17 protein-coding genes are annotated in these 14654 nt (G+C 59.6%); 10 read left to right on the top strand and 7 right to left on the bottom strand.

Annotated features, from left to right (window positions below; translation table 11 throughout):
- Positions 1-12: 12 nt before the first annotated feature.
- Positions 13-396, bottom strand: coding sequence for a twitching motility response regulator PilG (pilG, locus tag Q672_RS28935; RefSeq protein ID WP_022986007.1), 384 nt, complete (start codon positions 394-396; stop codon positions 13-15).
- 244 nt (positions 397-640) lie between these two features.
- Between pilG and gshB the strand changes: the two genes are divergently transcribed.
- The 4 genes from gshB to ruvX all read left to right on the top strand — a co-directional run bounded on the left by gshB (position 641) and on the right by ruvX (position 3949).
- Positions 641-1594, top strand: coding sequence for a glutathione synthase (gene gshB, locus Q672_RS28930; protein ID WP_022986006.1), 954 nt, complete (start codon positions 641-643; stop codon positions 1592-1594).
- Between the two features lie 133 nt (positions 1595-1727).
- On the top strand, positions 1728-2603 hold the full coding sequence (locus tag Q672_RS28925; protein ID WP_022986005.1) for an energy transducer TonB: 876 nt from the start codon (positions 1728-1730) through the stop codon (positions 2601-2603).
- Positions 2604-2817: 214 nt separating this feature from the next.
- Positions 2818-3378, top strand: coding sequence for a YqgE/AlgH family protein (locus Q672_RS28920; RefSeq protein WP_022986004.1), 561 nt, complete (start codon positions 2818-2820; stop codon positions 3376-3378).
- A 169-nt stretch (positions 3379-3547) separates the two neighbouring features.
- Positions 3548-3949, top strand: a complete 402-nt coding sequence (gene ruvX, locus Q672_RS28915) for a Holliday junction resolvase RuvX (RefSeq protein ID WP_031226711.1) — start codon at positions 3548-3550, stop codon at positions 3947-3949.
- Between the two features lie 57 nt (positions 3950-4006).
- Here ruvX and Q672_RS28910 read toward each other — a convergent pair whose 3' ends face one another.
- Positions 4007-4594 carry a YceI family protein gene (locus tag Q672_RS28910; protein ID WP_233552456.1) on the bottom strand — a complete coding sequence of 196 codons (588 nt, stop codon included), beginning with the start codon at positions 4592-4594 and terminating at the stop codon, positions 4007-4009.
- Complete coding sequence (locus Q672_RS28905; protein ID WP_022986001.1) at positions 4594-5181, bottom strand: cytochrome b; 588 nt, start codon at positions 5179-5181, stop codon at positions 4594-4596. The genes Q672_RS28910 and Q672_RS28905 overlap by 1 nt, the downstream gene beginning before the upstream one ends.
- Positions 5182-5578: 397 nt before the next feature.
- Here Q672_RS28905 and pyrR point away from each other — a divergent pair, with 397 nt between their 5' ends.
- The 3 genes from pyrR to Q672_RS28890 all read left to right on the top strand — a co-directional run bounded on the left by pyrR (position 5579) and on the right by Q672_RS28890 (position 8685).
- Entirely contained in the window at positions 5579-6145 is a 567-nt protein-coding gene (gene pyrR / locus Q672_RS28900; protein WP_119917913.1) for a bifunctional pyr operon transcriptional regulator/uracil phosphoribosyltransferase PyrR, read from the top strand.
- 268 nt (positions 6146-6413) lie between these two features.
- Complete coding sequence (locus Q672_RS28895) at positions 6414-7415, top strand: aspartate carbamoyltransferase catalytic subunit (RefSeq protein ID WP_022985999.1); 1002 nt, start codon at positions 6414-6416, stop codon at positions 7413-7415.
- Positions 7405-8685, top strand: coding sequence for a dihydroorotase (locus Q672_RS28890; protein ID WP_022985998.1), 1281 nt, complete (start codon positions 7405-7407; stop codon positions 8683-8685). Before Q672_RS28895 ends, Q672_RS28890 begins: the two co-directional genes overlap by 11 nt.
- A gap of 49 nt (positions 8686-8734) precedes the next feature.
- Here Q672_RS28890 and Q672_RS28885 read toward each other — a convergent pair whose 3' ends face one another.
- Positions 8735-9430: a TetR/AcrR family transcriptional regulator gene (locus Q672_RS28885; protein WP_022985997.1), complete on the bottom strand. Its 696-nt coding sequence runs from the start codon at positions 9428-9430 to the stop codon at positions 8735-8737.
- Between the two features lie 171 nt (positions 9431-9601).
- Here Q672_RS28885 and Q672_RS28880 point away from each other — a divergent pair, with 171 nt between their 5' ends.
- The 3 genes from Q672_RS28880 (at position 9602) to Q672_RS28870 (ending at position 13374) form a co-directional block, all read left to right on the top strand.
- Positions 9602-11044, top strand: a complete 1443-nt coding sequence (locus tag Q672_RS28880; protein ID WP_022985996.1) for a coniferyl aldehyde dehydrogenase — start codon at positions 9602-9604, stop codon at positions 11042-11044.
- Positions 11045-11195: 151 nt separating this feature from the next.
- A complete protein-coding gene (locus Q672_RS28875; protein ID WP_022985995.1) occupies positions 11196-11729 on the top strand; it encodes a hypothetical protein in 534 nt (177 codons plus the stop codon).
- 31 nt (positions 11730-11760) lie between these two features.
- A complete protein-coding gene (locus tag Q672_RS28870) occupies positions 11761-13374 on the top strand; it encodes a GMC family oxidoreductase N-terminal domain-containing protein (protein WP_022985994.1) in 1614 nt (537 codons plus the stop codon).
- Between the two features lie 116 nt (positions 13375-13490).
- Here the strand turns inward: Q672_RS28870 and Q672_RS28865 are convergent, their stop codons facing one another.
- From Q672_RS28865 to Q672_RS28860, 3 genes are read right to left on the bottom strand one after another with little or no spacing between them, the layout of a single operon-like run.
- The gene (locus tag Q672_RS28865; protein WP_022985993.1) at positions 13491-13745 is read right to left on the bottom strand and encodes a hypothetical protein; all 255 of its coding nucleotides are present in this window, start codon (positions 13743-13745) and stop codon (positions 13491-13493) included.
- A gap of 7 nt (positions 13746-13752) precedes the next feature.
- On the bottom strand, positions 13753-14241 hold the full coding sequence (locus Q672_RS0117280; protein WP_035482308.1) for a hypothetical protein: 489 nt from the start codon (positions 14239-14241) through the stop codon (positions 13753-13755).
- Positions 14234-14611, bottom strand: coding sequence for a MerR family transcriptional regulator (locus Q672_RS28860; protein ID WP_022985991.1), 378 nt, complete (start codon positions 14609-14611; stop codon positions 14234-14236). The genes Q672_RS0117280 and Q672_RS28860 overlap by 8 nt, the downstream gene beginning before the upstream one ends.
- Positions 14612-14654: the final 43 nt, after the last annotated feature.

Genomic DNA, 14654 nt, shown 5'->3' with positions numbered 1-14654 from the left:
CGGCAATGCCGCTTAACCTGATATATGCTGACGAATTGCCCCAAGCAGCTCGTCCTTGGAGAACGGCTTGGTCAGGTATTCGTCGGAACCCACGATGCGGCCCTTGGCCTTGTCGAACAGACCGTCCTTGGAGGACAGCATGATCACCGGGGTGGACTTGAAGGCACTGTTGTTCTTGATCAGCGCGCAGGTCTGATAACCATCCAGCCGCGGCATCATGATATCCACAAAAATGATACTGGGTTTGCTGTCCGCGATTTTGGCCAAGGCATCGAAGCCATCGGTGGCGGTGATCACTTCACAACCTGCTTTTTTCAACAAGGTCTCAGCGGTACGACGAATAGTCTTGGAATCGTCGATCACCATTACCTTGAGGTCTTGGAAATTGTCAGTCATGGAAACTGCCTTTAACCGTGAACCGTAATTGGCCGCAACTTGTTGTAATTTTTGGCCTTTTTAGTAATTCGATGGGCGGGGCCTGTGGCATTATCAACCCAAGCGAAGTTTTTAACACAGATTCTACAATCAATCTATAAGGCCCTGTGAAACTTGAGAAAGCGGGCTGTTCCTGCATGCGTAGCGAACACCCTTCAGCGCTGCTAAGATTGGCCAGCCCCGTTCCCGTCCCAGTGGAGACCCCATGAGCCTGCGCATCGGCGTGGTGATGGATCCCATCGCCAAGATCAAACCCTGGAAAGACAGCACCTTTGCCATGATGCTGGAGGCCCAGCGCCGCGGCTGGTCCCTGCACTACATGGAGCCAGGCGATCTGTATGTGCGCGATGGTCGCACCTTTGCTGCCACCCGGACACTGACCGTCACTGACAATAACGACGATTGGTACCGTATGGCCGATGCCGTGAATCACGATCTGGCCGATCTGGACATTATCCTGATGCGCCAGGACCCGCCGTTCAACACGGAATACATCTACGCCACCTATCTGCTGGAGAAAGCGGAGCGCGAGGGTGTACTGGTCGTCAACCGCCCCGGCAGCGTGCGCGACAGCAACGAAAAACTGTTCGCCACCGACTTCCCGCAGTGCTGCGCCCCCACCCTGGTCAGCAGCCAGGCCGGCCTGTTGCGCGATTTTGTACGGGAATTCGGTGACACTGTGATGAAGCCGCTGGACGGCATGGGCGGCAGCAACATCTTCCGGGTGCGCAAGGACAGCCCCAATATCTCGGTAGTGATTGAGGTGCTCACCCAGCATGGCAAAACGCCGATCATGGCCCAGCGCTTCGTGCCGGAGATCACCGAGGGCGACAAGCGCATCCTGATGATCAACGGCGAGCCGGTGCCCTATGCACTGGCGCGGATCCCCAAGGAAGGCGAGCTGCGCGGCAACCTGGCCGCCGGTGGCACCGGCCAGGGCCGGGAGCTGAGCGACCGGGACCGCTGGATCTGTGAGCAGGTGGGGCCTACGCTCAAGCGCAAGGGGCTGTATTTCGTGGGTCTGGACGTGATCGGTGATTATCTCACCGAAATCAACGTCACCAGCCCCACCTGCATCCGCGAGCTGGATGCCATTTTTGATATCAATATTGCCGGGCAGCTGTTTGACACCCTGCTGGAGTTACGTGAAGGCGCCTGACGGCGCCCTTCCTGCAATCGTTCGACCTGCGTCTAAGTTCAACGCATCATCGCTTGCAGACTGACTCCCGCGACACCCAGAATAGCCGCTCGCATGATCAATAATTAAAAAGCAGTAGCGATAAGACACACTCATGGCAGCCAATTCCCCCGTCAGCGCCAACGACCGCCTCACCTTCACGGTATTTCTGGCGTTGGCCTTCCATGGCATCCTTGTTTTCGGGGTCAATTTCGCCCCGGAAAAACAGCGCGCCGCCCCCCATACCCTGGAAGTGACCCTCGCCCAGTTCCAGAGCGACAACGCCCCGGACGAAGCGGACTTTATCGCCCAGAGCAACCAGGAAGGCTCCGGTGACCAGGCCGACAAGCAGGAACTAACCACCACTGAGCAGGCCGACTTTGCCGATAACAAGCTCGAAAATGTGCAGCTCAAGGAGCAGACCACCACCGAGCAGTACCAGCGTCAGTCGCAACTGCTGGTCATTACCACCCAGCGCGACAGCGACTACAAGATCAACACCGAGCAAAAAGACAAGACAGAGAAAAAGCCGCTGAAAGTGGCCGAACAGGAAAACCTGGCGGACCTGAGCCGGGAGATCGCCAGCCTGCAAGCGCGCCTGGCCGAGCAGAAGCAGGCCTACGCCAAGCGCCCGCGCATCCGCCGCCTGACCTCGGTCTCCGCCAAAGCGCACTATGAAGCTCAGTACATCGATACCTTCCGCCGCGAAGTGGAAGCCATGGGTACCCGCCACTTCCCGCCCCAGGCCCTCAACAGCAACACCTTTGGCGCCGTGCGCCTGCTGGTGGCACTGAACAAGGACGGCAGCATCAAGGAAACCCGCGTACTCCAGTCATCCGGCCACAAGTTCCTGGACCAGGCCGCCGTGCAGAGTGTGCGCCTGGCCGCTCCCTTCGATCCGTTCAGCGCCGAAATGCGCCAGAACATGGATGTACTGGAAATCATCCGCACCTGGAAATTCGACAGTAACCGGCGGGTTTCGTCGAAGTAACAGCGGCAAGCTACAAGCTACAACACGAATTCAGGGCAGAGTTGATTGCAAGATTGGGACTCCGCGCTGCAACGATCCAAAGATCGACACATGGCGGCGGCGCGGCGCGTGCGTTTGCGGAATGGCTCCGGATGCTTTCCCGCGTTGTAGCTTGTAGCTTGAAGCTTGAAGCTTGAAGCTTGCAGCTCCTCCCCCGGCGCCGGATACTGTCCCCATGGACGAGACAACCCTGAAACACCAGTTGCTGGTGGCCATGCCGCAAATGGCCGACCCCAACTTCGAACATTCAGTAACCTATATCGTTGAGCACAGCAGCGAGGGAGCCATGGGGCTGACCCTCAACCGCCCGGTGCAGATCAGTCTCGGCGATATTCTTGCCGACATGGATATCGAGATCGAAGTGCCGCCGTCTGAACGACACCGCGTCGTGGCCGGTGGCCCAGTGCAACAGGAAGCCGGCTTCATCCTCCACGCGGCCAGCACCCATTGGCAGTCCAGCATCCTGCTCAGCGATGGCCTGATGCTCACCACCAGCCGCGACATCCTCGAAGCCATCGCCATCGGCGAAGGCCCGGAGCAGTCACTGGTGTGTCTGGGCTATGCGGGCTGGGAAGCCGGACAACTGGAACAGGAACTGGTCGAAAACGCCTGGCTCAGCACCCCCGCCAGCCGCGAACTGATCCTCGACACCCCCTTTGAACAAACCTGGCATGCTGCCGCCGCCCGTATCGGCGTCGACATGAGCCTGATTGCAACCCAGGCAGGACACAGCTAGCAGTTAATAGTGAAGAGTTAACAGTGAACAGTGACGCGAGATCGGTTTTTTCTTTTCCCGAGGCGGCAGGCCGCGGCCTTGGCGTGTGCGCGACGGACAGATTGACAAAAACACGGATCAGTCGTCGCGCAACTATTCACTATTCACGGTTAACTGCTCACTGCCCCTCATGATTTTGGCGTTTGATTACGGCACACAAAAAATCGGCGTGGCCAGCGGCAACGAACTGCTGGGTACCGCCTCGCCCCTGAAAGCCCTGCCTTGCAAGAACACCCAACCTAACTGGGATGACATCGCTGCCCTGTTGAAAGAATGGGAGCCTGAGGCGTTGGTGGTGGGCTTGCCTTTGAACATGGACGGTACTGACAGTGAATCCACTGCCCGGGCAAAGAAATTTGCCGGCCGCCTGAAGGGTCGCTTTGGCATGAAGGTCTGGTTGGTAGATGAGCGTCTCACGACTCGTGAAGCGCGCGAGCGAACCGGCATTCAAAAAGCTGATAGCCGGGTGGACTCCATGGCAGCAGTGATTATTGCCGAAGGGTTTTGGAGCGAGGGCGGCCAGCCGGTCTAGCAGTTGGCGTAGGGCGGAAATTGGCGTGAGCCAATCTCCGCCGTAGCAGAAGCCCTGTTACTTCTTGATCCCCTCCACCGAGATAATGATCTCTACGCTCTCAGAGGCCGGGCCAAGATTCTTGGTGATGCCGAAGTCGGCCAGTTTGAGTGTGGTACTGGCTTCCAGGCCCATGCGGTAACCGCCCCAGGGATCATCGCCGTAGCCAATGAGTTTGGCATCCAACGTCACCGGCTTGGTGACGCCGTGCAGGGTGAAGTCACCGGTGATTTTGGCGGTCTTGTCGCCGGTTTTTTCAATGCTGGTGCTCTGGAAGGTGGCGGTGGGGTACTTGTCCACATCCAGGAAGTCGTCACCACGCAGGTGCTTGTCACGCTCGGCGTGATTGGAATCGACACTGGCGGTCTGGATGGTGGCCTGGACACTGCTTTTTTCCGGATTGTCAGCATCCACAGTGAAGGTGCCATTGAAGTCATTGAAGCGGCCATACAACCAGCTGTAACCCAGGTGGGAAATCTTGAACATGACAAACTGGTGTGCGCCTTTCTTGTCGAACTGATAGGTGCCGCCAGGTTCAGCAAAAGCCAGGGTACTGAGCATCAGGGCGGCGGTGGCCAGGCCCGCTTTTTTCATCAGACTTACCATCATTGTGACTCTCCAGGTGATGACGGGGTTGGGTGTCGCGGCGACAGCCCCAGCATACGGCGCAGGGTATCGTCACGATCAAGAAAATGGTGTTTGAGCGCGGCCAGGGCATGCAGCCCCGCCAACACGATAAGGCTCCAGACAGCGACTTCATGAATATCGCCTGCGATGTCTTCCAGCCCGGATTGATGCCCGGTAAGGGAGGGTACCGAAAACCCGCCAAACACTGACACCGATGAACCATCCGCACTGCTGATCAGGTAACCGCTAACCATCGCCACAAATAACAACAGGTACAGGGCCCAATGGGCGAGATGAGCCAACAGGGTTTCCCAGCGCTGGTGGGTTGGCAGGGATGCCGGGGGAGGGGATAACCATCGCCAGAGCAATCGCACCAGCATGACCGCAAACAACAGAATCCCAATGCTGCGATGGATATCCGGGCCGGTGCGATACCAGGGGTCGTAGTAGCCCAGGTCCACCATCCACAGGCCCAGCGCAAACAGGCCGATCACTGTGGCGGCCACCAGCCAGTGCAGGCCAATGCTGAGCCATCCATAGCGTGTACGGTCATTGCGTATTGGCATCCTGCTTCCCTTTCCCTCACCGTCGTCCCGTCTTTGGTTGGAGCCGTTCAGACGACACAAGTTTCAACACTGTACAAAACTTACCGTGAGGGACCGGGTGACTCCCATCCCAAAAAACTGAAGGGTTTGATCGGATGGTTAGGGATGAGGGTGGCTGCGGGAGATCCTTGGGTGTCCTGCAGCCGCTCAGCTGCGGGAGATCCTTGGGTGTCCTGCAGCCGCTCACAGGCGCTAGGCGATAGAGTGGGAGCGGTCGTTCGACCGCAATGGCCACGCTCGGGCCTTTGTTCGCAGTGGAACCACCGGTCCCACCGTTCGGGAGGAAGGCTTTGCCTTTCAAAACCCGTATCTCGCAACTCGCGCCTGATCAGGCTTTATTCTTTGCACAACAGAGGCCATGCTTGTCTTTCGCCATACAAGCATGGCACCTACCGTCAGTATCGATTTTCTGGAGAGCCCCTTGAGTTGGGACGAACAACAACTACAGACACACCTCAGCAGCATGGCCGCAGCCATTGATGCCCACTTTCACGGCCGCAGCCCGTTGCTGGTAGGCATCGAATCCGGCGGCGCCTGGGTCGCCACCGCACTGAACAACAAACTGGCCAAGCCGCTGCCCATGGGCACCCTGAATCCAGCCTTCTACCGGGACGACTTCGATACACGGGGCCTGAAAGCCACAGTCACCCCCTCCAAGCTGCCCTTTGATGTGGATGGCCAGCACATTTTGCTGGTGGATGATGTGCTGATGACCGGCCGCACCATACGTGCAGCCATGAATGAACTGTTCGATTTTGGCCGCCCGGCGTCCATCAGCCTGGCAGTGCTGTTTGATATCGGCCACCGGGAATTGCCGATTCGTGCCGATATTTGTGGCGAAACTTTGGCATTGCCCCCCCATCAACGGGTAGAATTACGCGGGCCCGCCCCCCTTGTGGCGGAGATACGAGACACAATGGCCTAGGCCTGTTATCAGTTTCCTGGGCCGCCGTGTTGCGCCGTAAATAGCGCCAGGCAAGGCGCGAGGGGTGATGTTTGGTTTATCCAAATGAACGACGAGCAACACGGCATGGCGCTATTTACGGCACAACCCGAAGGGCCGGGTCCCTTTTTCCGCAATACGGTGTTGCCGTTCGCTTATGTAGAATAACTACACGGTGCTCACGGCGCCTTGTCTTGCGAAAAAACTGCCACCGGCACGGTGGCCCAGGAAACTGATAACAGGCCTCCGAATGACGCTTGCGCCATCCTCCCGCGTACAACTTACCGACGACGGTAAGCTTCGCCATTTCCTCACCACCGAGCACCTCCCCCGTCCCCTGTTGGAAGACATCCTTGATACCGCCGCCAGTTTTGTCGATGTGGGTGGACGGTCCATCAAGAAGGTGCCGCTGCTGCGCGGCAAGACCGTGGTGAATCTGTTCTTCGAATCGAGTACCCGTACCCGCAGCACCTTCGAGCTGGCTGCCCAGCGCCTGAGCGCGGACGTACTCAACCTGGACATTGCCAAGTCGGCGACCAGCAAGGGCGAAACCCTGCTCGATACCCTGCGCAATCTGGAAGCCATGGCCGCCGACATGTTCGTAGTGCGCCACCAGGATTCCGGCGCACCGTTTTTTATCGCCAACGAGGTCACCCCCAATGTGGCCGTGATCAACGCCGGCGACGGGCGCCATGCCCACCCGACCCAGGCCATGCTCGACATGTACACCATTCGTCACTACAAGGGCGGCTTTGCCGGCCTGAAGGTGGCCATTGTCGGCGATATCCTGCACTCCCGAGTGGCCCGCTCCCAGGTCCACGCCCTGAATACGCTGGGGGCCGAAGAAGTCCGCCTGATCGGCCCCAAAACCCTGTTACCCGTGGATGCCGAAGCCCTGGGCGCCACTGTTTTTACCGATATGGCCCAGGGCCTCAAAGAGGTAGATGTGGTCATCATGTTGCGCCTTCAAAAAGAGCGCATGGACTCTGCCTTGCTGCCCAGTGAAGGGGAATTCTTCCGGCTGTACGGGCTCAACAACGACAAACTGCAATTCGCCAAAGAGGACGCCATCGTGATGCACCCGGGCCCCATCAACCGGGGGGTGGAAATCGCGTCAGAGGTGGCTGACGGCCCCCGCTCGGTGATTCTCAACCAGGTCACCTTCGGGATCGCCGTGCGGATGGCGGTCATGTCCATGGCGATCAGCGGTCAGGACAGCGTGGCCGCACAAGGAGGCGCCCATGGCAGCTAAGGCCAATATCCTGATCCGCAAAGGTCGGGTGATCGACCCCGCCTCTGGTCGCGATGATGTGGCTGACCTGTTGATCGAAAACGGGCGCCTGACACGTATCGGCGCCAGTCTCGACGCCCCCGGTGCCGACATTATTGAAGCGGACGGCCATTGGGTGTTGCCAGGTCTGGTGGATGCCTGTGTGCACCTGTCGCTGCCAGGCAGTGGTCGCACTGGCGACATCGCCAGCGAAACCCGCGCTGCCGCTGCCGGTGGTATTACCCACATGGCGGCCCAGCCCGATTGCGGACCGGTCGATTCCACTGCGGTGGTGCGCCTGATTCGCGAACAGGCCGGGCAGGCGGGCTTTGCCCGCATTATGCCCATCGCGGCCATGACCCAGGGGCTGCAGGGTGAACAGCTGGCGGAAATGGCCACCCTGGCCAAGGCGGGCTGTATTGCTGCCGGTAATGCCGGGCGCCGTATTGCCAGCGCCCTGGTGCTGAAACGCTGCCTGGAATATGCCGCCACCTTCGATATGCCCGTCATGTTCCGCCCACAGGACTCGGCCCTCAGTGCCGGCGGTTGTGCCCATGAAGGGCCCGTGGCCACCCGTCTGGGGCTGCCCGGCATCCCGGCCATCGCTGAGAGCGTCGATTTGTCCCGGGATCTGCTGCTGGTGGAAGCCACCGGGGTGCGTGCGCACTTTCAACAGATTTCCAGCCGTCAGTCCCTGCGCTTGCTCCGTGAAGCCAAGCAGCAGGGCCTGCCGGTAACGGCCGATGTCAGCATTCAGCATCTGCTGCTGGACGAATCCGCACTGGAAGGCTTCAACAGCTACTGCCACGTGATCCCCCCGCTGCGCAGTGCCCAGGACCGCGAAGCCCTGCTGGAGGCAGTCGCCGACGGCACCATCGACGCCATTTGCTCTCAGCACACCCCTATCGGTTCGTCCAGCAAGGCGGCACCGTTCCCGGCAACCCGGCCTGGCATGGCTGGCGTGGATACCCTGCTGTCACTGGTGCTGGAACTGGTGGACGAGGGCAAGCTGAGCCTGACCCGGGCACTGGATGCAGTCACCGCCGCGCCGGCACGCTGCCTGGGTATTCAGGCAGGTCAGCTGGAAACCGGTCGCCCGGCCAGCCTGTGTGTGGTGGATGCGCAAAGCCGCAAGGATTATGGCGAACACTGGCTATCCGCCGGCAACAACTCGCCGTGGCGCCGCGCGGTACTGAAAGGCAATGTGAAGCTCACCGTGTGCCAGGGCAAGGTCAGCTGGCTGACCGACTGAACCGTGCGAGCGCGGCGGCCGCAAGCCGCGCTCGCCGCCACACCCGGCCTCATTCTTCCCCGGCAAGCTCCATGGGAAACCCCATCAACAGCTGCATGGTGCTGTCCGCCGAGCGGTAACGGTCTTTCATCTCCTGAAGATGGTCACGGGCCTCACCGCGCAGAAAAGGCTCTTCCAGACAGATAATCTGGTAGATGCCGTGGCGCATCAGCCCTTCGTCCAGGGCTTCATCGCTGGCCGCATCCGGGCGCAAACCGTGCACCAGCGCCGCCCAGGTGGACATGATGATCCAGGTGTTCACCATCAGCCCCTGCAGCTGTTCGTCATCGACCTCGATAATGCCACTGCTGCGCAATTCCTCGTAAATCACCGTCCCGCGAACCAGTACCGCCTGCACAAAACGGTGGTAGCTGGCGGCCAGCTGTGGGTCCGCCTGCAGGAAGTGGGACAAGTCCCGGTGAAAAAAGCGGTACTGCCACATGGCCGCCAGCAACCCTTCGAAATAGTACACCTTCACCCGCCAGCTCAGCGGTCCCTGGGGCGCTTCGAGCAGTTGCAGCAACTGCTGCTGATAGCGATCGAACAACCCCGCCACAATCACTCCCTTGTTACGGAAGTGGTAGTACAGGTTGCCCGGGCTGATGCCCAGCGCCTCGGCAATGTGATTGGTGGTCACGTTGCGTTCTCCCTGCTGGTTGAACAGGGCCAGGCTGGTTTCGAGGATACGGTCTTTAGTGCTGGTCATTATGGGCCAAAGGTCGACGTTTACAGAAGCGCTGTTGACTCTTAGAGTAATTACTCTAAAAATCGATTCAAGATTAATTTTTAGGCGGTAGCGAACCGGACTTTGCAGTGGGCTACCGGCAGCCATCTTATACAAAACAGTCACAACAATTGAACTCGGGAGGCGAAGACCATGGTCGCCGAAGTGAAAGAACTGCAGCAGAACAATACTGAAATCCAGCGCATGCAGCGCATTTTTGATGCCCAGAAGGCGGCCTACCGCCAGCATCCCTATCCCACTGCCGAACAGCGTATTGACCTGATCAGCCGCATTCGCCCCATGCTGGTGGACCACCAGGATGCCTGGGCCAATGCCATCAGCGCGGATTTCACCAACCGTGCGGTGGACGAGACCAAGCTGGCCGAGATCATGATTACCCTGGAAGGCCTGAAGTACACCACCAAGCGACTGCGCAAGTGGATGAAGCCCAGCAAGCGTCATGTCAGCGCCCTGAGCTGGCCCGGCAAGACCTGGGTGGAATACCAGCCGCTGGGTGTGGTGGGCATCATGGTGCCCTGGAACTATCCGATTCAGCTGGCCGTCGTACCGCTGATCACGGCGCTCGCCGCCGGCAACCGGGTGATGGTGAAAATGAGTGAAGCCACTCCCCGCACCGGCGCGCTGCTGGAGAAGCTGATTGGCGAATTGTTCCCGGAAGACCAGGTCGCCGTCATCAACGGTGAAGTGGACGTGGCCCAGGCCTTCTCCCAGCTGCCCTTCGACCATCTGCTGTTCACCGGCTCCACCGCGGTGGGCAAACATGTGATGCGTGCCGCCGCCAATAATCTGACGCCGGTGACCCTGGAACTGGGCGGCAAGAGCCCCTGCATCATCGGCCAGGATTTCCCCATGAAGGACGCCGCTGAACGGATTGCCTTCGGCAAGTGCCTGAACTCCGGCCAGACCTGTGTCGCCCCGGATTACATTCTGTGCCCGGAACATCGCATGGATGAATTCATCGAGGCCTGGAAAGCCCAGGTGACGCAGTCGTACCCGACCATGGTGAACAACCCGGACTTCACGGCCATCGTCAATGAGCGTCAGCACAGCCGCCTCACAGGCTACATTCAGGAGGCTCGCGAAAAAGGCGCCACGGTGATCGAGATCAACCCTGCCAACGAAGATTTCACCGGCAGCCAGAAGATCCCTCACACCATGGTGCTCAATGTCACCGATGACATGCGCATTGCCCAAGATGAGATCTTCGGCCCGCTGATGATTGTCGTGCCCTACAAGACACTCAATGAGGCCATCGAGTACGTCAACGACCGCCCCCGTCCGCTGGCGCTGTACTACTTCGACTGGAACCAGGACAACTGCGACCAGGTGCTCAAGCACACCCATTCCGGTGGCGTCTGCCTCAACGACACCATCTCGCATGTGGGCGTGGATGACATTCCGTTTGGCGGTATCGGCCCCTCCGGCATGGGGGCCTACCACGGCCCGGAAGGTTTCCAGACCTTCTCCAAGGCAAAAGGGATTTACAAGAAGGGCAAGTTCAACGCCACCAGGTTTATCCTGCCGCCTTATGGCCGGGGCATGCACAAGTTCATGTTCAAGCACATGCTGAAATAATCCTGGAGCCGACCGCAGGACACCACGTCATCCCGGCGCACCCGGGGTGACGTTTTTCACCTTGTTATTAACCGTTTATGGCTTGTTCGTCCTGTGGATTTATTCAAAGCTGGTCTCCACTACCAACACTAACAACAAACAAGAGTGCGCTATGGATCAGGGAATCAACCGTCGCGGCTTCCTCAAATTGGGCGCCTTTGGCAGCGCCATGCTCGCCACCGGCTCCGGGCTCGCCCTGCTGAGTGGCTGCGCCAGCAATGATGGCCCAGCGACGGGCTACCGCTACTTTCGTCAGCAAGACATCGAACTGCTCACCCCGTTGGTTGGCGTGGTCATGGGCCCGGCGCTGGCCGCGGTCAACGCGTCTGCCGAAGATGGCATGAAGGCCTATGACGATCTTCTGGAAGGCGCCATGCCCGGCACACGGGCGACCTTGTTCCAGTTACTGGATCTGCTGCAATTGGGCGCCGCCCGCTGGTTTCTGACCGGCACCTGGGCAAGCTTTGCCGAGCAAAGTGACGAGCAACTGCAACAGACCCTGGCCGACTGGTCAGCCAAGGAAAACAGCATTGCCCGCATGGCCCTCAAGGGCCTTACCCAGCCAATGCACATGGCCTGGTATGTGAAACCGGAGGCCGCGCGCAGCACCGGCTACCCCGGCCCGCCAAAGAAAATACTTGCCTGATTGTCTGCCAGCCAAATAACAAGGATTAGCCATGCAGGACCTCAGTTCTCTCCCGATCAAGGTGTCCGATCCGTGGAAAGACCCCGCCGCCAATGGCTGGGACGTGATCGACGGCCGAACCATTCACGACAACCGCACCCTGGAAGCCGATGTCGTCATTATCGGCAGTGGTGCCGGTGGCGGCGTCAGCGCCGAAATTCTCAGCCAGCAAGGCCTGAAGGTCATCATCGTCGAGGCCGCCCGGCTGAAAACCTCTGACCAGTTCAACATGGACGAAGGCGAGGCCTACCGCGACCTGTATCAGGAAGGCGCCATGCGTGCCACCAAGGATGCCGGCATGACCATCCTGCAGGGAAGGGCAGTGGGCGGCACCACCGTGGTCAACTGGACCAGTTCTTTCCGCACCCCTCACGAAACCCTGAATTTCTGGCGCGATCGCTACGGCGTGGACGGGCTCGACCGGGCGTCCCTGGATCCCTGGTTTGCCAAAATGGAGCAGCGCCTGAACATCGAAAAGTGGATCATGCCCCCCAACGCCAACAACGATGTGCTCAAGCGCGGTTGCGATGCCAAGGGCTGGCATGTGGATGTGATCCCCCGCAATGTGAGCGGCTGCTGGAACATCGGCTACTGCGGCATGGGCTGCCCGACCAATGCCAAGATGTCCATGCTGGTCACCACCCTTCCGGAAGCGCTCAACCAAGGCGCCACCCTGATCCACAGCGCCCAGGCACACCAGCTGGTGATTGAGGGTGACACGGTCACCGGGGTGATCGTCCATCCCCTGCAAAACGACAAACAGCCCACTGGCGCCACGGTCACCCTGAAGGCCCGTGCCGTGGTCACCGCCGGTGGCAGCATGCAGAGCCCGGCGTTGCTGTTACGCTCTGAGGCGCCGGACCCCAAGGGGCTGGTCGGCACACGGACCTTCCTGCACCCCACCAATTTTGCCTACGGCATTTACGACAAGGAAATCGCTCCTTACTACGGTGCCCCGCAATCCATGTACTCCGATGAGTTTGTCTTCAAGCATGGAGTCGATGGCCCGGCAGGCTACAAGCTGGAAATGATGCCCATGCATCCTGGCCTGAATACGGCGCTGGTCGGCGGTTACGGCATCGATGCACGACAGCAGGCGGAACAGTTGCCCAACCTGGCCGCGTCCATCGCCCTGCTTCGCGACGGCTTCCATGAAGACAGCCAGGGCGGCCGTGTAGAACTGCGGGACAATGGCGAGCCGCTGCTGGACTACCCGGTGAATGACTACCTGCTCGACGGCACCCGACGTGCCCATCTGACCATGCTGGAAATGCAGTTTGCGGCGGGCGCCAAACAGGTTCGGCCAGGGCACCACGATGCCCCGTACTACAAAAGCTGGAAGGAAGCCAAAGCCGGCATTGCCAGCCTGGACTATGCGCCCACCATTACCGGCCTGGGCAGCGCCCATGTGATGGGAGGCTTAACCATGGGTCAGGATGACAGCCACTGCACCGTTAACAGTGACGGCAGCTACAAGTACCTGAATGGCCTGTACGTCATTGATGGATCGGTGTTCCCCACCAGCCTCGGGGTTAACCCACAGCTCACCATCTACGGCATCAGTGCCCGCAACGCGACACAACTGGCGGAATCGCTGAGCGTGTGACTCGCGTTTACCGGCAAGCCCCGGAGACAACGCCCCGCGCCTTGTCTCCGGGGCCCGGCAGGCTCAGTGCCCAAAGGGCACCGCAAAGGGCCTTCACCCGACGGGACCGGCAACCCCTACCAGAACGTCACCACCGCACCCCAGATCACACCCCCAACACCGATCGGGGCCGTGAAAATCATCAGCCAGTGGCACATGAACAGCGTGTAGAGCACACCACTGATATCCACACCCGCCACGAAACAGGGCTCGGCTTCGGCGGCATCCAGCCGTGTGCCTTTCAACCGGGCAATACCACTGCCCAGCAGCGCCAACCCCAATGGGGCAAAGCCAATCACCACCAACACCGTCACCCACTGTGCTGTGCTCATGTTGTCCTCATCTCGCGATCCCCGAAAAACACACGGACAAATCCGGCGTCAATTTTGGCAGAAGATTACCTGCCCACACCCAGCCTTGCGCCGACAAACCGCACACCAACAACACAACCATGAAAAACAACGCCGGGCGCAAACGGGCCCGCCGGCCGTACACATAACGGGTCGGGCGCAACACCTTTTCTCCTGGCAGGGGGAACTGCCCGAGCCGCCAGGTGCGCCAGCTTCGTCGCCCTTCCAACAACACCACCACGACCACCAGCGAAGCGGGCAAGCCGACTAACACGCCATAGATCACCAGCGTCAATCCATTGATACCCAGGTATTCATGGCAGTGGGCAAGGGGCACAACCGCGTCGAACCAGGGCAGGAAAATTTTTGTTGTCAGCAACAATAACGGCACCGCCCAAAGCAACGTCAGCAACAGCATCCGCCAACGCTCACGCAACGTATATTGTGGCGCAAAACCCGAGGGGGGCAGATTATTCATGAATGGCCTGCCCATGCTCACGGGCCTGCTGCTCCAACCGCGCTTGCTCTTTGCCCAGCAGAGCGCTGAGCTGTCTGAGTTCGCGGATTCGCGCCTTCACGGCCGCCCGCTTGCTCGCCATCAACCTCGCCCCCTCAGCACAGTTGATACTGTCTGCCCGCAATGCATCCAGCACGTCGCGAATTTCCCGCAGGGTGAAACCCAGCCCCTTGAGTTGGGTCAACATGGCCACCCGCTCCACCGCCTTTTCCGGATAATCCCGGTAGTTATTGCCGCTGCGAGAGACCTCCTGCAGCAGTCCTTCCTTTTCGTAATAGCGAAGCGTATCCCGGCTTACACCGGTGCGAGCTTCCAACTCGGCAATTCGCATCGGACACCCTCCCTGTCTCAGTGGCTGAAGGTCGTGCTTGACC

The organism is Alcanivorax sp. P2S70 (assembly GCF_000475295.1).
Classification (GTDB): Bacteria; Pseudomonadota; Gammaproteobacteria; order Pseudomonadales; family Alcanivoracaceae; genus Alcanivorax; species Alcanivorax profundi.
This window is presented reverse-complemented; position numbering and strand designations above follow the sequence as displayed.